We start from the raw sequence: 19868 nt of genomic DNA, 5'->3' as shown, positions 1-19868 counted from the left end.
GGCTTTCCTCCCCCATCGGACAGGTGGGAGGAAGGCCTTTTTCATTCTCCGAAAACGAACCGAGCGATTATTTTCGTCGTCAGAAAAGCTCGCATATCTGTTCTTTTTTTCGAGAGAAAGTGGATGTCTGCATGAATTTTACGACAGTTCCCGGAAACCGGCGGAACAAACTGCGAACAAAATTACAAAAGATAAAAATTGTGGATAACTCGAACTTGACAAAATCTCGTTTTTAATATCAACATTGAAATTTCAATGTTTTCAAGTCGTTCAATTATCAACATGCAAATGTCGATGAAATCGTATACAATTTTCAAATCTCATGTGGAAAACGGTGAAACCGCATGAAATCAAGCCTTCGGGGGGGTGTTGAAAACAGCACCCCCACACGGCGAACAAGAGTTAACCTAAACAAAAATGAGTAAACCGATTGTATTTTTCATAAATACGATTGTTCGCTAACCGAGTACAATCGTATTCATGAGCCAGCTCCAGACAATCCGAATGCCCGGATCCAGCACCAGATCCACACCTCTGAGGAAAATCAGCAGGATCAGAATCACACCGCCGTTCGAATAGAGCGGATAATACCACCGGTATTTCCGAAGGTTGAAAATCTGAGTCAGAATGCCGAATCCGTCCAGAGGAGGACAAGGCAGCAGATTGAATACCATCAGCACCACGTTAATCTGCACCACGTAGCGAAGGATGTCGAACAGTATGGTCGGAAGATCCGCCGCCTGGGAGGCCTCGTCCAGCACCAGCCCGCCACGGATCATCAGACGCATGAGCAGAGCGAAAACCACTGCAGTGAGGAAGTTCATCACAACCCCTGCCAGGGAAACAATCAGTTCATCCCGTCTGGGATGCTTATAATTCCGGGGATCAATCTCCACCGGCACACCCCAGCCGAATCCTGCAAACAGCAGGCACACGAAGCCGAAAATGTCCATATGAGCCGCGGGATTCAGTGTCAGCCTCCCCTGCTGCTTCGGCGTGGGATCCCCCAGCAGAACCGATGCAGCGGCGTGTCCGAACTCATGGAAACTGAGGCCGATCACAATGCCCGGCAGCATGAGAAGTTCTTCCATGAGCCATGCCCCGGGATTGGAATACCGGCCGTTCAGCAGATTCGTCACCACCATCATGATGATGACCGCCAGAAAGAATATCTGGTTTCTTCTCATTTGATTCATGTTCTTTCCTCCTGATAGCATGACAGCCGGAAATTTCTTTCCGGCTGCAATGTACTTTCCCGTATATTATTTTCCTCTTATCCGGCGCAGTTCGTCAGATTCGTCTTCTTGTGCAGATTGAAATCCTTCTTCATTTCGAAAGATTTCTTCTCCAGAGACATATCCGCATCGATCGGGACGTCTCCATCCCCCCGGACGGCTGCTGCCACCCGGATCATTTCCTTCGTCAGCCACGGATTGCACACCAGTACCGGTCCCAGTGCATTGGTAAACACGGCATTGCGTACCTGCACCCCTTCCTGACGGTCCTTCCCGTTGTTGCCATATCCGTAGATCAGCTCTCCGAACGGTTTCTCATCCTCCATCCGGAAGTCGCACATCTGAATTGTACTGCCGATGATCTCCATTTCCTCCCCGTTATAGTTCACACGGAAGTAATCATCGTCACCGTATACAGAATCCCTTTCCTTTGTTTCCAGACCGATCATTCCCAGTCCCTCGAAAACGGTGCCGTCTTCTCTGGTGATTTTCCGGCCAAACAGACCGATAGATGTGCCGGTCACCAGCATCGGCCGGCCGGACGCAACATAAGCCTCCAGCTTGTCCCGATACGGTCTGAGCCACTGGATGACGGACGGGAAGGACACCACCTCTCCCGGAGCCATGAAAAGGATATCGTACGCCGCCGGATCGAAGTCCTCTGTATCGAAGTCCACTTTCACCACAGAAGGCATATATCCTGCGAATTCTGCGTATCTCGCCAGGGCCAGAATATTCCCCCGTTCCCCGTGCAGATACATTGTATCCGGGAACAGCCATGCGATCTTGAACTCACTCATCCTTATCTGCCTCCTTCGTGTTCTTCAATATATTTTTCCATGGATTCGAACGAATGCAGCTTCGTAATCATGTAGACCGTGTCGGTCTTCGCATTTCCGATGGCCCGGAACAGATTATCGTTGCTGTCCGTATCCTCAATGATGATCTTCGAAGGATCAACCCCTTCGTAGATCAGACGGTTAGCCGCATCGCAGCAGACATCCTCCGTGAAGCAGTAGTAGCTTTCCACATGAGACGCCTCGATCCGGGACCAGTCGCAGTCATAAGTGTAGAACGTATTGGAGTAGTACGGAGTGAAGTCGGAAACGGTGCCGAAGCCCAGAACCACCATCTTCTCCCGGGGATCCGCTGCGATAATGTTCAGGATCGTCTGTAGAGTCTCCGGATTTTCCTGCTTGATCCGCATATAGGTGATGGTCTTTCCCTGATAATGCAGCACTTCGTCCCGTCCGCCGATATTATGGAACGTTTCGAAGGACTTCGCAGTATCTTCAATGCTGATTCCCGCCATTTCCTTCGCCACTGCGGCCGTGGCCGCATAATTATACAGCATGTGCGGATTGTTCAGAGGCATTGTGAACGGAACACCGTCAATTGTGAACGTCCGGCCTTCGAAATCTGCATTCTTTGCGCAGTAATCCGCTTCCGGCTGGCTGGCGTTGCCGCAGTGGGTGCAGTGGAACTGTCCCACACCGTCGTTGTTATAGAAATCGAAGCTGATTCTGTGATGACACTTCGGGCAAGGCATGGTGACATAGCTTGTTCCCTTCATGAATGCACGGGAATGCTTCTCTGCTCCATAGGTCACCACTTTCGATGCGAACCGGTCGAATCCCCGGGAACGCGGTTCCTCGTTGTTCAGGAACATTCTCATGCCGGCGCCGTCCATCATCTTCGCAAACTTCCGCATGATGAAATCCGGATCACCGTTTCTCTGTACCTGGTCCTTCTGCAGATTGGTAATCAGTACGTTGCAGGCCGGGAGCTGTTCCCGGATCAGGCCGATATAGCGTTCGTCCGTCTCGAAGACGTAATAGTCCGCATCCACTCTTCCGGAAAGCGTGGATGCCTTGATCAGCGCCGTGGTGACACCCCAGATCAGATTCGCCCCCTCCAGGTTGGTGACCACTTTCTTTCCGTTGGTCGTCAGCACGTGATTGATCAGATTGTTTGTCGTAGATTTTCCGTTCGTTCCGGTAATGAACAGCACCTTCTCAGGATCGATTCCCTTGAAATGACGGATCATTTCCGGATCGATCTTCATGGCGTGCTGACCGGCCACATTCGATCCCCGGGACTTATCGATCAGATTGACAAGTTTGTTGATCAGCTTGCCGTACCAGAGCGCGATAATGAATTTCATAGTAAACTCAGCCTCCTGTTACATGTAACGTATTAATTCTCTGAAACGATCTGCCCTTCCAGGCTGAATGTCTTCCCCTTCGTGATTTTCACATTCACGAAATGTCCGGTTAGACGGTCTTCCATCTCCTGCACCGTCCGGGCATCGCCTCTGACCTCCTCCGGGAGGTTCTTCGGATCCGCAGGGAAGTTGACCAGCTTGAAGCCGTCCGTTCTTCCCGACAGTGAGCCGCGGTTCCGCTTGCTGCGGCCCTCCACCAGCACCTGCCGGACCGTACCCTCATACGCCGCATTCTTCTCGGCGCTGATCTGATCCACCAGTTCCACCAGACGGTTGAACCGTTCATGCTTCACTTCTTCCGGAACCTGGTCTTCATACTCTGCGGCCGGCGTTCCCTTCCGGATCGAATAGAGGAACGTGAACGCAGAATCATACCGCACCCGACGGACGATATCCAGGGTATCCTCGAAGTCCTCCTCCGTCTCTCCCGGGAACCCCACGATGATATCCGTTGAAATCGTCATGTCCGGCACGGCCCGGCGGAGCTTCTCCACCAGACCCAGATATTTCTCCCTGTCATAGTGCCGGTTCATCCGCTTCAGAATCCGGTCGGATCCCGACTGCACCGGCAAATGGATATTATGGCACAACTTCGGTGTATTCGCAAATGTGCGGATCAATTCGTCGGACAAATCCTTCGGGTGGGAAGTCATGAACCGGATTCTTTCGATGCCGTCGATCTCCGCAATCAGCCGGATGAGGTGGCTGAAGGAACAGTAATCATAGTCGGCCGAACGGTCCGCCGCCCTGTCCTTTGTCGCCGGATCCTCATATGTCCCCCGGTAGGAGTTCACATTCTGCCCCAGCAGCGTCACTTCCTTCACCCCGTCCGCAGCCAGGCCGCAGATTTCCTTCAGAATTTCTTCCGGCGCCCGGCTCCGCTCCCGGCCCCTGGTATACGGTACGATGCAGTATGTACAAAAATTATTGCATCCGAATGTGATATTCACAAACGCCTTGCTCCGGAACAGCCGCCGGGCAGGCAGACCTTCCACGATCTCTCTCCCCCCGTCCCAGATTTCAATTTCCTGGTCCCGCCGGGAAAGCACGTTCTCCAGAAGATCCGGCATGCGGCTGATGTTGTGGGTGCCGAAAATCAGGTCCACCCACGGATATTTCGCCTTCAGCTGGTCGATGATGCGCTGCTGCTGCATCATGCATCCGCACACACAGACCACGAAGTCCGGGTCCTTCTCGTGGCGGCGCTTCAGCTGTCCCAGGGTTCCGAAGAACCGCTTGTCCGCATTTTCCCGGACGCTGCAGGTATTGATGATCTCGATGTTCGCGTCTTTCCGTTCCTTTTCCTGCCGGTAGCCCCGCTCCAGAAGCATACCCGCCATAATCTCCGAGTCATGCTCGTTCATCTGACATCCGAATGTTGTAATATGAAATGTTTTATCCATGAACCTCTCCGAAATCGAGATCCGGCTGGACCTCGTCCTTTTTCTCTCTGGTCATCAGGAGACTCACCGCTTCCTCCGGTCCGATCTCCCCCTTGATACATCTGTAAATACATTCTGTGATCGGCATCTCCACGTGCTTCGTCCGGCGCAGCTTGAAGGCCGCCTCGCAGGTGGTGATTCCCTCCACCACCATGCCCACTTCCTTCTGGGCTTCCTCCGGGGACTTGCCCTGTCCCATCAGAATACCGCAGCGGCGGTTCCGGGAATGCATGGAAGTACAGGTGACAATCAGGTCCCCCACACCAGACAGCCCGGCAAACGTGGAAGGTTTCGCTCCCATAGCCACTCCCAGACGGGTCATCTCCGTGATACCCCGGGTCATCAGCGCCGCCTTCGCATTGTCACCGAACCCGATTCCGTCGGAAACGCCGGCGCCCAGCGCAATGATATTCTTCAGTGCGCCTCCCAGCTCCACGCCGATCACGTCGCTGCTGGTGTACACCCGGAAACGCTCCGACATGAATACATCCTGCACGGCCCTGGCCGCTTCCTGGTCCCGGGATGCCGCCACCACCGTAGTGGGCATGAACCGGCATACTTCCTCCGCGTGGGAAGGACCGGACAGGGTGACGTACGGCAGATCCCGCCGGAGAATGTGGGCTACCTGGGACAAAGTCATCAGGGTTCCCCGTTCGATTCCCTTGGCCACGTTGACGATGATGGTTCCGTCGTCGATGGCGGATACGGCGTGAACGAAAGCGTCCCGGAAATGCTGGGCCGGTGCGGCGAATACCACCATATCCGCCCCTTCAATCGCCTCATAATCTGTATCCACAACCTGAATGCCGTCCTCCAGGCGAATCCCCGGAAGATAACGCTCATTTCTGCGGGTCTCCCGCATCTGCTGAATATGTTCCCTGCTTCTGGTGGTCAGTTTCACCGTATGGCCGTTATGGGCCAGGGTCATGGCCAGAGCGGTGCCCCAGCTTCCTGCACCGATCACCGCAATTGTTTTTTTCATGACTGATGATCCTCCTTTTTCCGGCTGAAGTGAATCGAATTCTCTTCTCCCCGCATAAGTCTGCCGATGTTGGAACGATGCGCATACAGAATGATCAGCGCCATAATGACCCCCACCGGCATGAATTCCCGCTCCAGGAGATATCCCAGCACCGGGAAACTCACACACGCAGCGATGGAGCCGAAGGATACCTTCCGGGTGATCACCACGGCCACCACCACAATCAGCAGCAGCAGCAGCGCCAGCTTCCAGTTGACGGCAAGAATGGCGCCGAAGGACACTGCCACTCCCTTGCCGCCCCGGAACCGGAGCACCACAGGCCATACATGGCCCAGCATGACGAAAAGACACGCCCATCGTCCGGCGGCCGGACCGGCCATCTGTTCTGCGAGAATGACCGCCATGACCCCTTTCATCACATCCACCAGGAAGGTGACTGCGGCTGCCCTGGGCCCCAGGACGCGAAGAGTATTGGTGGCACCGGCGTTGCCGCTGCCCTCTTTCTTGATATCAATTCCGTGCATCCTGCCGAGGATCGTGGAAGGAGAAATATTCCCCAGAAGATAGGCCACAATCATGGCGATGACGAAACTCAGACTGATCTGTTCCATGCTACTGTTCTCTCTTCCTCTTCTCCCGGAACACGAACTTGATCGGGGTTCCGTCGAAGCCGAAGGCCTCCCGGATCCGGTTCTCCAGGTACCGGTTGTAGGAGAAGTGGATCAGCTTCCGGTCGTTGATCTGGAAACTGAACAGCGGCGGTTTCACGCCGATCTGGCTGGCGTAGTAGATTTTCAGGCGCCGGCCCTTGTCCGCCGGCGGCTGCTGCATCATCATGGCGTCGGCAATCAGACTGTTCAGCTGTCCTGTCGGCACTCTGAGAGCACTGTTTTCCGCTGCAGCTTCCGCATAGACCATAACGTCCCGGAGCCGGGTCTTGTTCAGCACAGAGATGAACAGCACCGGCGCATACCCCAGGAACGGCAGTTCCGAACGGACGACCTGGGTGTAGGTTTTCATGGTGTTGGTTTCCTTCTCCACCAGGTCCCACTTGTTCACGCAGATGACCACACCCTTTCCGGCTTCGTGAGCCAGGCCGGCAATCCGCTTATCCTGCTCCGTGACGCCGGCCGTTCCGTCGATCATCACGATGCAGACATCGGCCCGCTCGATGGCAGCCACGGCCCGGAGAACACTGAACTTCTCCACGTCCGCATAGATCTTCGATTTCCGGCGGATTCCCGCCGTGTCAATCAGCGTGTATTCTCTGCCTTCCCAGCGGAACGGCGTGTCCACGGAGTCTCTGGTGGTGCCGGCAATCGGCGAGACGATGACCCGGTTCTTTCCGATCAGCGCATTCACCAGAGAGGATTTCCCCACATTCGGCCGGCCGATGACGGCGATGCCGATGGTTTCATCCTTCTCGGTGGATCCGTCCGGGAAGCTGGCCACGATGTCGTCCAGCACGTCTCCCACATTGGTACGGTTCGCCGAGGAAATCGGAATTGGTTCGCCGATCCCCAGGTTATAAAAATCATAAAAAGTGTCCGGCAGCTGGTTGGCCTTGTCCACCTTGTTCACCAGCAGAATGATCTTCTTTCCGGTGCGGCGGAGCATACCGGCCACCTCTTCATCTGCGGCGGTCAGGCCTTCCTTTCCGTCCACCATGAAGACAATGACATCTGCCATATCCATGGCCACTTCCGCCTGCTCCCGCATCTGGGAGAGAATGATATCATCAGTTCTCGCCTCGATGCCGCCGGTATCGATCACTGCGAACTCCCGTCCGTTCCAGTCGGTCTCCGCATAGATCCGGTCACGGGTGACCCCCGGCGTATCTTCCACGATCGCCTTCTTCGTGCCGGTGAGAAGGTTGAAGAAGGTGGACTTCCCCACATTCGGCCTTCCGACAACTGCTACGATTGGTTTACTCATGTTCTTCCTCCCGGTTCTCTGTCTCTGTCTCGCTTTCTGGGTGGGAATCCTCAGAAGGGACGCCGATCTCCTCGCCTTCGAAAATGCTGTCCGCGAAGGCCTTCGCATCGAAGGCTTCCAGATCATCGATCGTCTCGCCCACGCCGATGAACTTGATCGGCATGTCGAACTGGTCTGCCACGGTGACAGCGATGCCGCCCTTGGCTGTTCCGTCCATTTTCGTGATCACCACTCCGGTCAGCGGCGCCACTTCGTTGAATTCTTTCGTCTGGGAGATTGCATTCTTCCCGTTGGTGGCATCCAGAATCAGCAGGGTTTCTCTGGCTGCTTCCGGATACTCCCGGTCGATGACCTTGTTCATCTTCTCCAGCTCATTCATCAGATTTTTCTTGTTCTGCAGCCGGCCCGCCGTGTCGCAGATCAGCACATCGATGTGCTTCGCCTTCGCACTCTGAACAGCGTCGAACAGCACCGCACTGGGATCTGCACCTTCCTGATGGCGCACGGTATTGATGCCGATCCGGTTTCCCCAGATCTCCAGCTGTTCGCTGGCCGCCGCCCGGAAGGTGTCTGCCGCAGCGAACATAACGGTTTTTCCCTGTTCCCGGAGCCGGTGACCCAGCTTCGCAATGGTGGTGGTTTTTCCGCCGCCGTTGATGCCGATCATCATGATGATCAGCGGATACTCTTCAGAGAGCGCACACCGCTCCCCTTTGTCCATCAGGGATGCAATAATTTCCGTCAGGACTTCCTTCACCTTCTCCGGATCCTCGATCCGGTCGTAACGGATCCGTTCCCGGAGCCGGTCCATGATTTTCATGGTGGTGTCCATGCCGATGTCGGAGGTGATGATCACCTCTTCCAGTTCATCCAGCATGGCCTCATCCACTTTTCCGCGCATCAGCAGCACGTCACCGATACGCTGGGACAGCCGGCCGAAAAAGCCTTTCTTCTTCGCTGTCAATGCCATATATATATGCCTCCTGTCTCTATTCCACGAAGTTCTCCGCTTCCGGATCTCCTAACTTCAGGCTGATGATCTTCGAAACCCCCTCTTCTGCCATGGTGATGCCGTACAGGGTATCCGCATGCTCCATGGTCGCCTTCTGATGGGTAATCAGGGCGAACTGGGTCTGATGGAAATTCTTCAGATATGTGGAGAACCGTGCGATGTTCTCGTCGTCCAGCGCCGCTTCCACCTCATCCAGAATGCAGAACGGCGTGGGCTTCACACAGAGCACGGCGAACATCAGTGCCAGTGCCGTCATTGTCTTCTCCCCGCCGGACAGCAGATTGATGTTCTGCAGCCGCTTTCCCGGCGGCTGGGAGACGATCTCAATGTCCGACTCCAGCGGATGCCGTTCGTCCGTCATATGGAGTTCTGCGTGGCCTCCGCCAAAGAGTTCCGTGAAGATCCGCTCGAAATTATATTCCACATGGTTGAAGTTTTCTCTGAATTTCCGGTCGATCTTCCGGTCCATGTCATCGATAATGGCATTCAGCTCGTCCTGGGCCATCTTCACGTCGGTCTGCTGTTCCTGCAGGAAACGGTACCGCTCCCGGACGCTTTCGTATTCCCGGATTGCGCTGATGTTCACATCCCCCAGTCCCCGGATCTGGTTCTTCAGATCCCTGGCCTCATTGATCGATGTGGACAGGACGAATACCTCCCATTTCAGATCCATGGCCTGGGCCATGGAAAGTTCGAATTCATCCCAGAGTTTGTCCTTCAGGTGTTCCAGCTGGGTTTCGTTCTTCGCCGCTTTCACTTCCAGGCGGTACTGCTGATCCCGGCAGGCGTTGATTTCCTGCTCATACCGGATGATCTCACCGGACAGTGCCGTCTTCTTCTTCTCGATCTCTCCCTGCTCTGTCTCAAACTCGTCCAGCCGGTCCTCCAGAGTCTGCATCTGCTGCTCCAGCTTCCGGACTTCCGAGGAAGCATCCGAGGAACCGGTGTTCAGGCGGTTTTCCTCCCGTTCCAGTTCCTGTCCCCGGTCGTTCAGACCGGTCCGCTCCCGCCGGAGCTCTTCCAGTTCTTTCTTCGCCCGGCTGATGATCGACTCCTGTCCGTTCTGCTCGCTTTCCAGCTCGTGCAGGGCGATGCGGGCTTCCGTCAGCGCCTTGCGGGCTGCCTCCACGGCGTCCAGTTTCGCCGCCACCGCATCTTCCGCCTCGCTGATCTCCCGGGTGATCTTCCGGATCCCTTCTTCCGCATTCCGGCTGGCCTCCATCAGGGTCTCCGCCATATGTTCCGTTTCCCGGAGTTCCCGGTCGATGGACTCAATCTCCGCCCCATTCTTCTTCACAACCTGGTCGATCCGGTCCGCCGATGTATTCAGCGCCTGGATCTGCGGTTTCAGTGCGGTCAGTTTCAGATCATTTTCCCGCTGCTGTCCGTTCAGATGGTTGATGTTCTCTGTGAGCATCTTCAACGTCCGGTCCAGGTCCGCAATGTTATTCTCTGTTTTCCGCAGGGCATCCTGGGCCGCACCGATCTCATTGCCGAGACGGGATATCTCATTCCGCCGGCCGCTCAGCGTGGCACCCTGGTTCCGGTACCTTCCTCCGGTGATGGCACCGCCGGCATTCACCACTTCGCCTTCCAGCGTGACATACTTCAGGCGTACACCGTGATTCTTCGACAGCCGGATCGCCGCATCCAGATCCCGCACGACGCCGGTACGTCCCAGCAGGTAGCGGAAGATATTCCGGTACCGCTCATTATAATGTACCAGCTCCACCGCCAGGCCGATGAACCCTTCGTCCTCTGCGATTTCCGGCGGCACCTGGGCGGCCTTCGCTTCAATGGTGTCCACCGGCAGGAAAGTCAGCCGGCCGGCCCGGTTGTGCTTCAATGCCGTCACCGCTTTCTTCGCCGCCCGGTCATCCCGGATCACGATATTCTGTCTTCCGGCACCCAGCGCCGTGTCAATGGCCGTCTCCATGCCCGCCGGCACGTCCAGCATGTCCGCCGCCACGCCTTCCACTCCGATCAGGCCGGACTGCATGATGTAGCGGACCGCATTACTGTATCCCTCGAAATTATGTTCCATCTCCTCGATGGTTTTCCGGCGGGATTCCATCTGACCGATCTGAATCCGGAGCCGGTCTGCGGATTTCCGGGCTTCCTCCCGTTTCTCCCGGATCTGCCGGAAATGGTTTCCCGCTTCCAGCACTTCTCCTTCGATCCGCTCCCGGTTGTTCTGGGCCGTCTTCATCCGGTTTTCCAGTTCCCGGAGCTTCTGCTCGTAAACCTTCTTCTGGCTTTCCGCCGCTTCGGAGTCGCTGCGCAGCTGCCGTTTCCGCTTCTCCAGGGAGCTGCTGTAGCTCTCGATGCTTTCCGCCTCACTCTTCTTCGCTGCAGCTTCGCTGTGAAGGTGGTACAGCCGGTCATTTCCTTCATCGATGATCTTCCTGGACTCGTCCGATCCCCGGGAAATCCGCTGATAGTCCCGCTTCTTCTCCTCCAGATCATTATTCAGTTCGTGATGGCGGGCCGAAAGATCCCCTCGGGCATCTTTCAGACTCCCCATTTCTTTCTCTGCCGCTTCAATCCGTATTTCCAGCGCTGCCAGCTGGTCCCGGTTCCGCTGCTTGTCTGCGGCGATGGCCTTCCGGCGCTCCTGATTGAACTGCTGCTCCTTCCGGGCGCTGCTCAGGGCCTCCGCCACCTCCGGCAGTTTCTCGTGGATCTCACTGATCTGTTTCCGGACCCGTTCAATCCGCTTCTCGGCGTCCAGAATATCCGTTCCGGTCCGCTTCCGGTTATCCTCTGTGAACTCCGCCTTCGCCTTCAGGTCGGAAATGTCCACCTTGAATTTCCCGGCCTTTTCCTGGGCATCCTCAATGTTCTTCAGGAGAATATTGACTTCCAGTTCCCGATACCGTTCGTTCAGGCTCTGGAACTTCTTCGCCTTGTCGCTCTCCCGCTTCAGGGTGCCCATCCGGTCATCCAGCTCGGAAACAATATCGTCAATCCGCTCCAGATTGGAGGAGGTGGTCTCCAGTTTCTTCACCGCCTCCGCCCGCCGGGTCTTGTAAGCCACCACACCGGCCGCTTCTTCGAAAATTTTCCGGCGGCTCTCGGTCTTGTTGCTGATGATATCCGCAATCCTTCCCTGCCCGATGATGGAATAACCGTCCACACCGATGCCTGTATCCATGATGAGTTCCCGGATATCCTTCAGGCGGCAGTTATTGCCGTTGATCAGATATTCACTCTCTCCGCTGCGGTACATCCGGCGGGTCACGGCGACTTCTGTGTAATCCACATTCAGTTTCCGTTCTGCATTGTCGATGACCAGCGTCACCTCCGCCATGCCCCGGGCTCTCCGGCTCTCCGTACCGTTGAAGATGACCTCTTCCATTTTCCCGCCCCGGAGTTCCTTCGCGCTCTGCTCTCCCAGCACCCAGCGGATCGCATCGCTGATATTACTCTTTCCGCTGCCGTTCGGTCCCACAATCGCCGTGATTCCCTCATTGAATTCAATCACTGCCGGGTCTGCGAACGACTTGAATCCGTGTATTTCAAGACGCTTAAAGTACATGTTCTCTCTTCCCTTTCTCCAGTGACGCCCGGGCGGCGTTCTGCTCCGCCTCCTTCTTCGTCTTTCCGACGCCGGAGCCGCAGCATTCGCCGTTCACGATCAGATCCACATAAAACGTCTTGTCATGATCCGGTCCCGATTCTTTCGTCACCTTATATTCGATCTGCGGTTCTGCGCCGCCCTGCTGCAGAATTTCCTGAACCTCCGTCTTGTAGTCACTGAACAGTCTGCCGTTCAGCGCCTGGTCGATCAGATATCCGAATTCCCGGAGCACGAAACGGCTCACTTCCTCATATCCCCCGTCCAGATAGATGGCACCGATCACGGCCTCCGTGGCGTCCGCCACGATGGACTCCCGGTCCCGTCCCCCGGTTTTCTCCTCTCCGTTTCCCATCCGGAGCACTTCGCCGATCCGAAGCCTTCTGCCTACTTTCGCCAATGATTTTTCGCATACCACGAGAGCCCTTGTCTTCGTCAGCTTCCCTTCGTTCACCGAATAAAGCCGCTTGTACAGTTCCGCCCCTGTGATGGCATCCAAAAAAGCATCGCCGAGAAACTCCAGTCTCTCATTGCTCTGATTCGGCGCCAGGCCCTTCTCCCGGCAGTATGAGCTGTGGGTCAGTGCCTTCGTGAGAAGGGAGCTGTCCCGGAATGCATACTGCAGTTCCTGTTCGAATTCTTTTCGGTTCATGGTTCCTCCCGATTATTTCTGTCAAGAGACGGGGAGCCCGGATGATTCCGGACCCCTCGTCTTATCCTTACGCTGCGGTATGTCCTCCCGGGGAAGGACAAAAAACAATCCGACGAACGTTCGCCCCGTTACGCTTTGTCCGTCAGGGCCTCCACCTCATGTTCAATGATGCCGCAGACATCATGCTCCACGTAAGGGACTGCCTTCCGGATCGTCTGGCACACCGCCGTTGCGTCCGAAGAGCCGTGCATCTTCAGCACCGCCTTCTTCACACCCAGAATCGGCGCACCGCCGTATTCCTTGTAATCGAACTGCCTCTTCATGCCCCGGAGCTGGTCTTTCATGAGCAGAGCCCCCAGCTTCGTCTTGCCGCTGGCCGTGAACATCTGCTTCAGTTCCCGGAGCATCATGAGACCCAGTCCCTCCGTCAGCTTGATGATGGCATTGCCGGTGAATCCGTCTGTGACGATAACATCGCAGACCGCATTCTGCAGTTCCCGGGTTTCCACATTGCCGATGAAGTTCAGCCCGCTTTCGTCCAGAAGCTTATATGCTTCCTTGGTCAGCTCTGTACCCTTTCCCGGTTCGGTGCCGTTGTTCACCAGACCCACAGACGGATTGTCCCGGTTCAGCACGTGTTCCATATAGATGCTGCCCATGAGACCGAAATCTCTGAGATTTCCCGGCCGGCATTCTGCATTGGCACCGGTATCCACCAGCAGTGAAGGCTGATGACCGATAACCGGATAGACCGTCGCAAGAGTCGGTCGGTCAATCCCCCGGATCCGCCCCACAATCAGAAGGCTTCCCGCCAGAATGGCACCGGTGCTGCCGGCACTCAGGAAGGCATCCGCCTCCCCGTCCCGGAGCATGCGCATGCCCACGGCGATGGAAGAGTCCTTCTTCCGGCGAACCGCCCGGACCGGCGCCTCATCATTGGTGATGACCTCCGAGGCCGGGATGATCCGGATTTCTTCCTCCGATCCTCCCGCTTCCTTCAGCGCTTCCCGGAGCAGATCTTCCTTTCCAACCAGCATGATTTCCACGTCTTCCGGCACTTCCCGCCGTGCCATGACAGCGCCTTCCACGATTAAGTTCGGCGCATTGTCTCCGCCCATGCCGTCCAGTAAAATTCTCATAACGTTTCTCCTCGAATTATTTTTCCTCGAACTCCTCGTCCAGCTTCTTCACGATCCGGTCGATCCGTCTCGCCACCTCCCGGAAGTCCTCCTCCAGGAAGCCCCGGGTCGTCATCGCCGCTGTTCCCACACGGACACCGCTGGTCTCCTTCGGCGGACGCGGATCATTCGGCACGGCATTCTTGTTCAGCGTGATTCCCGCTTCATCGCAGGCTTTCTGCAGGTCGTTGCCGGAGAAACGATGGTCTCTCAGATCCAGCAGGAACAGGTGGTTGTCGGTGCCGCCGGTCACCACGGTGTATCCCATCTTCAGGAACTCATCGCAGAAGGCGCGGCAGTTCAGCACCACCTGATGAATATATTCCCGGTACGCCGGCTGCTGTGCCTCTTCTGCACAGATGGCCTTTCCGGCGATGATGTGCTCCAGCGGACCGCCCTGGGCGTACGGGAACACGGCGCTGTCGATCTTCTTCGCCAATTCCGGCCGGCCGAAGATCATGCCGCCCCGCGGACCCCGGAGTGTCTTGTGGGTCGTCGTCGTAACGATGTCCGCATATCCGAACGGCGTCGGATGTTCTCCCGCCGCCACCAGTCCGGCGATGTGAGCCATATCCACCATGAAGTAGGCGCCCACCTTCTTCGCAATTTCCGCAAATTCTTCAAACGGGATGATCCGGGAATAGGCGGATGCACCGGCCACAATCAGATTCGGACGGTACTTCTTCGCTTTCTTCCGAACATCCTCCATGTCAATATAGCCGTTCTCGTCCACATCGTAGAACACCATGTTGTACAGTTTTCCGCTGAAATTAACAGAAGAACCGTGGGTCAGATGGCCGCCGTTATCCAGACTCATGGCCAGCACGGTGTCTCCCGGACGGATCAGCGCCCGGTATGCTGCGAAATTGGCCTGGGAGCCGCTGTGAGGCTGAACATTCACATGATAATCCGTGTGGAATACCTTCCGCCACTGCTCGCAGCAGTATTCCTCAATCTGGTCCACATTCTCTGTTCCGCCGTAGTATCTTCCCTTGTTCCCGGAATTTCTCTCATACGGGTATCCCTCCGCATACTTCCAGGACAGGCAGCTGCCGCAGGCTGCCAGAATCGCATCGGAGCAGTAGTTTTCGGAAGCAATCAGCTCTACATTGTTCTTCTGCCGCTCGTATTCCTTCTCGATCCACTGACCGACGAACGGGGAAGCTTCCTGAATCAGCCGGATGTTTTCCGCGTTGTAATTCGAACTGTCTTTTCCTGTCTTGTCAAGCATTTCGTTACCTCCTGTAAAAACATTACACATCCATTTCCTTACGATAACGGCTCAGCTTCTTCGCCAGTGCCAGTTTCCTCCGTCTCCGCTTCCAGCGGCGGAACAGACGGATGAACAGCTTGATATAGCGGACAACGATGTCGATCACAATGAAGCCCATGGCAATGCCGAAACACGTTTCGAACAGCACATAGGTCTCCTTTGCGAACATCCCCTGATCATGCTCCACCAATCCGTACATCATGTAATACAGATTCGGTCCCGGAATCAGAGGGAAGACACAGGCTGTCATAAATATGGTGCCCGGTGCCTTATTCACCCTGGCCATGACGCTGGCGTAGGATGATACAAACATTGCCGCCACCAAGGTGGCAATGAAGTTGCTGCTGTTGTAATCATAGATCAGTGCATAGATCAGCCACGTAATGAACGCACCGATGCCGCACCACATAACCTGCAGACCGCGGACCTTGAACCAGACTGCGAATCCGACGCAGGCAATGGTGCAGGAGATGAGCTGTACCGTCAGACTTGGCGCCAGATACATCAGACCATCACCCCTTTCAGAATCACAATGGCAAAGGCGATTCCCATGGCAATCGCCCCCGCACCCAGAATCGAATCCAGAATGTTCATGAACCCGGAAACAATGTCCTTGTGCAGCAGGTCCCGGATGCCGTTGGTGGTGCCCAGCCCGGAGATCAGAAGCATGACCACGCCGATGGTAATCCGGCCGGAGTGGTCTCCGATTCCCAGATGAACGGACAGTATGATGCCCAGTTCCACCAGAAATGAAATCACGAAGTTGTACACAAACGGATTTCCTTCATACTTCGCAATTTTCCGCCCCAGAAATACCACGAAAAACGACGCAATGACAGCCACAATTGTGTCCATCAGGTTGCAGCCGAAGAATACGCTGAACCCGGCGCCGCCCATTATTCCTCCCAGGTAGCGCTGCCAGACCGGCTGGGGCTGCCGCTCCATCACTTCCAGATAACGGTGGTGCAGCTCCTCCGCACCGGGCTTGTGGGCCACCACATAGCGGGACAGGTTATTCAGGTAATCCAGCCTGTCATAGTTCGTGTCCGATTTCCACACGTGACGGATCTGGGTGATAATTTCTCCGTCCTTCGTCTCAATCGTCGCCTGGAGATTCGTTACCATGGTGAATACATCACACCGGACGAAGCCGTACGCATGGCACATCCGATACATACTGTCCTCCACCCGGTTGACCTCCGCACCGCTGAACAGCATCGCTTCCCCGATGTCCAGAATCCCCTGCAGAATCTTATTATAATCGTAGATTCGCTCCAAGTTTTCCTCCCCGAAGGTATGTTTTTGATTCTGTTACCAGCACGAATGCGCGTCCGGCACAGGTTATTCCGGGCGCGCATCCGCGATCGATTTAATTATTTCTGAATTTTAGCTGCAACAGTCTGGAGCTGTTCCGAAACATTACGAAGCATTTCTTCATAACGGACTTTCTTTTCTTTCTCTTCGTTCACAACGCTCTCCGGAGCCTTGGCGAGGAAGCCCTGGTTCGCCAGTTTCTTCTCGGCTCTGGCCACTTCTCCCTCCAGACGCTTCTTTTCCTTGGACAATCTCTGATATTCCTCTTCGAAGTCCACCAGATCTGCCATCGGAATGAAAATCTGCGCACCTGCAATGACTTTCGACACAGCGTCTTCCGGTCCTTCCTGACCGCCGTTGATGAAGGTCATGTCGGACAGATTGGCCAGGTCACGGATGTAACGCTCTCCGCTTCTGATCCGGTCCAGGTCCTCTCCGTCTGCCTGAATAACTGCAGTCAGTGACCGGGACGGCGCCGCTTCCGCTTCCGCCCTCGCATTCCGGATCGCAGTAATCGCTTCCATGGCCATATTCACAATCTGCTCTTCCTCACTGAAGCATCTGCTCTCGGAGAACTCCGGCCATTTCGCACTGATCAGATACTCGTTCCGGCATCCTTCCTTCTCCGCATCCGCATGAGGCAGGAAGTCCCAGATTTCCTCTGTGATGAACGGCATGAACGGATGCAGCAGTTTCAGTTCTTCCTTCAGCACCATAACCAGGACGAACCGCACAACGGCCTTGTCTTCCTCGTCATCGCTCCAGAGTCTCTTCTTCACAAACTCGATATACCAGTCGCAGAATTCATTCCAGATGAGATCGTACACTCTCTGGCTGGCCAGCGCCAGATCGAAGTTATCGATCGCACTTGTCACATACTGAACGGCGTCGTTCAGCCTGCTGATCATCCACTTGTCCTCATCCTTCAGAGCGATGCCGCTGAAGTCGGCAGTACGGGCCAGTCCCATACCTTCTCCGTCCGCCATCGGCAGGAAGTTTCCCTCTTCATCCTGGAGATTCATGATGACGAACCGGGACGCATTCCAGAGCTTGTTGGCGAAATTACGTGCAGACAGGATCTTCGACTCCTGATACCGCATGTCGTTGCCCGGCGTGATGCCGTTGCTCAGCATGAAACGCAGCGCATCCGCACCGAAGCGGTCGATTTCCTCCAGCGGATCAATGCCGTTCCCCAGGGATTTACTCATCTTCCGGCCCTGGGAATCCCGTACCAGACCATGGAGATAGACATATTTGAATGGAACCTGATCCGTCTCTTCCAGCGCAGAGAATACCATTCTGACAACCCAGAAGAAAATAATGTCATATCCGGTCACCAGAACGTCCGTCGGATAGTAATACTTCAGTTCCGGTGTTTCCTCCGGCCAGCCCAGTGTGGAGAACGGCCAGAGCGCAGAGGAGAACCAGGTGTCCAGTACATCTTCATCCTGATGCAGATGTTTCGACCCGCACTTCGGGCAGACCGTCGGATCCTCCTCGGATACGATCGTCTCACCGCATTCATCGCAGTACCATGCAGGAATCCGGTGGCCCCACCACAGCTGACGGGAGATGCACCAGTCCCGGATATCCTCCAGCCAGTGATTATAGATCTTCACGAAACGATCCGGAACGAACTCCAGATCCCCCTTCTCCGCCGCTTCCAGCGCCGGCTTCGCCAGTTCTTCCATCTTCACGAACCACTGCTCGGACAGCATCGGCTCGATGACGGTATGGCAGCGGTAACAGGTACCGGCAGGAATCGTCATGTTCTCCACCTTCACCAGATAGCCCGCCGCTTCCAGATCGGCAACCCACTGCTTCCGGCATTCATAGCGGTCCATTCCGGCGTACTTGCCGGCCAGCTCGTTCATGGTTGCATCTTCGTTGATGCAGCTCAGAACTTCCAGATCATGACGCTGTCCCACCTCGAAGTCGTTCGGGTCGTGGGCCGGTGTGATCTTCACGGCACCGGTTCCCTTCTCCGGATCCGGATACGGGTCTTCCACAATCGGAATCTCTCTGCCCACCAGCGGCAGAACTACCTTCTGCCCCACCATGTCTTTATAACGGGGATCGTTCTCCGGCACGGCGATGGCCACATCACCGAACATCGTTTCCGGCCGGGACGTCGCCACGACGATGTCCTTTCCGCCTTCTTCCGCTGCCGGATAACGGAAATACCAGTATTCGCCCTGCTTGTCCTCGTGCTCCACTTCCGCGTCAGATAGAGACGTCTTGCAGCTCGGACACCAGTTGATCAGACGCTTTCCTCTGTAAATCAGACCCCGGTTATATAATCTGACGAAAAACGCACGAACAGCCTTGGAACAGCCCTCATCCATGGTGAACCGTTCCCTGGACCAGTCACAGGAGTCTCCCAGCTTGCGGCACTGACGGGTGATCGTTCCGCCGAACTCCCGCTTCCAGTCCCAGACTCGTTCCAGGAACGCCTCTCTGCCCAGGTCCTCCTTCTCCAGACCTTCCTCATCCCGCAGCCGGTTCGCCACCTTCACCTCTGTGGCGATACTGGCATGATCGGATCCCGGAATCCACAGGGCATTGTATCCCCGCATCCGTTTATACCGGATCAACACATCCTGCAGCGTCTGATCCAGCGCATGTCCCATGTGCAGCTTTCCGGTGATATTCGGAGGCGGCATGACGATGGTGAACGGTTTTCTGTCCGGATCCACATCCGAATGGAACGAGCCGGACTCCTCCCACATAGCGTAGAGCCGATCCTCGAATTCCTTCGGATCATACGTTTTCGAAAGATTTTTCATGATCATACTTCCTTCTATTCCCTTAGTATTTCATCTGATTTTTGTGTGTCAGGCCGGCCCGTTTCCTCCCGTTCGGTTCCACCCGTCCAGCCTATCGTATTATTTTAGCACGAAAGACAACGTGTGAAAAGCACGAATCAGCGGCAATCCCGGCGCCGCCCGCAATGTACACAAACACAACTCTATCATATATTTTTTGTTGACACACAACAACTCCCAATTTAAAATAAGGACTATTCCGTAACAAAACATTGAAAT

Annotated in this window: 15 protein-coding genes; all 15 read right to left on the bottom strand. The window is 55.5% G+C overall.

Features of this window, described 5'->3' with window-relative positions:
- Window positions 1–458: 458 nt before the first annotated feature.
- The 15 genes from BLQ24_RS03050 to BLQ24_RS02985 all read right to left on the bottom strand — a co-directional run bounded on the left by BLQ24_RS03050 (window position 459) and on the right by BLQ24_RS02985 (window position 19610).
- Entirely contained in the window at window positions 459–1196 is a 738-nt protein-coding gene (locus BLQ24_RS03050; RefSeq protein WP_163427204.1) for a site-2 protease family protein, read from the bottom strand.
- Window positions 1197–1273: 77 nt separating this feature from the next.
- Window positions 1274–2035: a type 1 glutamine amidotransferase gene (locus tag BLQ24_RS03045; RefSeq protein ID WP_090162544.1), complete on the bottom strand. Its 762-nt coding sequence runs from the start codon at window positions 2033–2035 to the stop codon at window positions 1274–1276.
- A 2-nt stretch (window positions 2036–2037) separates the two neighbouring features.
- Window positions 2038–3399, bottom strand: coding sequence for a MurT ligase domain-containing protein (locus BLQ24_RS03040; RefSeq protein ID WP_090162542.1), 1362 nt, complete (start codon window positions 3397–3399; stop codon window positions 2038–2040).
- 32 nt (window positions 3400–3431) lie between these two features.
- Window positions 3432–4862 (bottom strand): tRNA (N6-isopentenyl adenosine(37)-C2)-methylthiotransferase MiaB, encoded by a 1431-nt coding sequence (gene miaB / locus BLQ24_RS03035; protein ID WP_090162539.1) that lies wholly within the window; start codon window positions 4860–4862, stop codon window positions 3432–3434.
- On the bottom strand, window positions 4855–5883 hold the full coding sequence (locus tag BLQ24_RS03030; RefSeq protein ID WP_090162537.1) for an NAD(P)H-dependent glycerol-3-phosphate dehydrogenase: 1029 nt from the start codon (window positions 5881–5883) through the stop codon (window positions 4855–4857). The genes miaB and BLQ24_RS03030 overlap by 8 nt, the downstream gene beginning before the upstream one ends.
- Entirely contained in the window at window positions 5880–6494 is a 615-nt protein-coding gene (gene plsY, locus BLQ24_RS03025; protein WP_090162535.1) for a glycerol-3-phosphate 1-O-acyltransferase PlsY, read from the bottom strand. Before plsY ends, BLQ24_RS03030 begins: the two co-directional genes overlap by 4 nt.
- Window position 6495: 1 nt before the next feature.
- Entirely contained in the window at window positions 6496–7818 is a 1323-nt protein-coding gene (gene der, locus BLQ24_RS03020) for a ribosome biogenesis GTPase Der (RefSeq protein ID WP_090162533.1), read from the bottom strand.
- Complete coding sequence (gene ftsY / locus BLQ24_RS03015; RefSeq protein ID WP_090162531.1) at window positions 7811–8788, bottom strand: signal recognition particle-docking protein FtsY; 978 nt, start codon at window positions 8786–8788, stop codon at window positions 7811–7813. Before ftsY ends, der begins: the two co-directional genes overlap by 8 nt.
- 19 nt (window positions 8789–8807) lie before the next feature.
- Complete coding sequence (gene smc, locus BLQ24_RS03010; protein WP_090162529.1) at window positions 8808–12368, bottom strand: chromosome segregation protein SMC; 3561 nt, start codon at window positions 12366–12368, stop codon at window positions 8808–8810.
- Window positions 12358–13059: a ribonuclease III gene (rnc, locus tag BLQ24_RS03005; RefSeq protein WP_090162527.1), complete on the bottom strand. Its 702-nt coding sequence runs from the start codon at window positions 13057–13059 to the stop codon at window positions 12358–12360. The genes smc and rnc overlap by 11 nt, the downstream gene beginning before the upstream one ends.
- A 128-nt stretch (window positions 13060–13187) precedes the next feature.
- Window positions 13188–14198: a phosphate acyltransferase PlsX gene (plsX, locus tag BLQ24_RS03000; protein ID WP_090162525.1), complete on the bottom strand. Its 1011-nt coding sequence runs from the start codon at window positions 14196–14198 to the stop codon at window positions 13188–13190.
- Between the two features lie 16 nt (window positions 14199–14214).
- Window positions 14215–15468, bottom strand: coding sequence for a serine hydroxymethyltransferase (locus BLQ24_RS02995; RefSeq protein ID WP_090162523.1), 1254 nt, complete (start codon window positions 15466–15468; stop codon window positions 14215–14217).
- Between the two features lie 22 nt (window positions 15469–15490).
- Window positions 15491–16015, bottom strand: coding sequence for a threonine/serine exporter family protein (locus BLQ24_RS10310; RefSeq protein ID WP_173450761.1), 525 nt, complete (start codon window positions 16013–16015; stop codon window positions 15491–15493).
- Window positions 16015–16788 carry a threonine/serine exporter family protein gene (locus tag BLQ24_RS10305; RefSeq protein WP_242869572.1) on the bottom strand — a complete coding sequence of 258 codons (774 nt, stop codon included), beginning with the start codon at window positions 16786–16788 and terminating at the stop codon, window positions 16015–16017. The genes BLQ24_RS10310 and BLQ24_RS10305 overlap by 1 nt, the downstream gene beginning before the upstream one ends.
- 95 nt (window positions 16789–16883) lie before the next feature.
- A complete protein-coding gene (locus BLQ24_RS02985; RefSeq protein ID WP_173327978.1) occupies window positions 16884–19610 on the bottom strand; it encodes a valine--tRNA ligase in 2727 nt (908 codons plus the stop codon).
- Window positions 19611–19868 lie beyond the last annotated feature (258 nt).

It is taken from the genome of Eubacterium pyruvativorans, from assembly GCF_900102225.1.
Taxonomy (GTDB): Bacteria; Bacillota; Clostridia; order Peptostreptococcales; family Anaerovoracaceae; genus Aminicella; species Aminicella pyruvativorans.
The sequence above is the reverse complement of the archived record's forward strand: the minus strand, read 5'-3'. Positions and strand labels throughout refer to the sequence as shown.

Excerpts from the sequence above, each read along its gene's own strand:
- BLQ24_RS03050 (WP_163427204.1), bottom strand. The coding sequence starts at position 1,196 with ATGAATCAAATGAGAAGAAACCAGATATTCTTTCTGGCGGTCATCATC.
- BLQ24_RS03045 (WP_090162544.1), bottom strand. The coding sequence starts at position 2,035 with ATGAGTGAGTTCAAGATCGCATGGCTGTTCCCGGATACAATGTATCTG.
- BLQ24_RS03040 (WP_090162542.1), bottom strand. The coding sequence starts at position 3,399 with ATGAAATTCATTATCGCGCTCTGGTACGGCAAGCTGATCAACAAACTT.
- miaB (WP_090162539.1), bottom strand. The coding sequence starts at position 4,862 with ATGGATAAAACATTTCATATTACAACATTCGGATGTCAGATGAACGAG.
- BLQ24_RS03030 (WP_090162537.1), bottom strand. The coding sequence starts at position 5,883 with ATGAAAAAAACAATTGCGGTGATCGGTGCAGGAAGCTGGGGCACCGCT.
- plsY (WP_090162535.1), bottom strand. The coding sequence starts at position 6,494 with ATGGAACAGATCAGTCTGAGTTTCGTCATCGCCATGATTGTGGCCTAT.
- der (WP_090162533.1), bottom strand. The coding sequence starts at position 7,818 with ATGAGTAAACCAATCGTAGCAGTTGTCGGAAGGCCGAATGTGGGGAAG.
- ftsY (WP_090162531.1), bottom strand. The coding sequence starts at position 8,788 with ATGGCATTGACAGCGAAGAAGAAAGGCTTTTTCGGCCGGCTGTCCCAG.
- smc (WP_090162529.1), bottom strand. The coding sequence starts at position 12,368 with ATGTACTTTAAGCGTCTTGAAATACACGGATTCAAGTCGTTCGCAGAC.
- rnc (WP_090162527.1), bottom strand. The coding sequence starts at position 13,059 with ATGAACCGAAAAGAATTCGAACAGGAACTGCAGTATGCATTCCGGGAC.
- plsX (WP_090162525.1), bottom strand. The coding sequence starts at position 14,198 with ATGAGAATTTTACTGGACGGCATGGGCGGAGACAATGCGCCGAACTTA.
- BLQ24_RS02995 (WP_090162523.1), bottom strand. The coding sequence starts at position 15,468 with ATGCTTGACAAGACAGGAAAAGACAGTTCGAATTACAACGCGGAAAAC.
- BLQ24_RS10310 (WP_173450761.1), bottom strand. The coding sequence starts at position 16,015 with ATGTATCTGGCGCCAAGTCTGACGGTACAGCTCATCTCCTGCACCATT.
- BLQ24_RS02985 (WP_173327978.1), bottom strand. The coding sequence starts at position 19,610 with ATGAAAAATCTTTCGAAAACGTATGATCCGAAGGAATTCGAGGATCGG.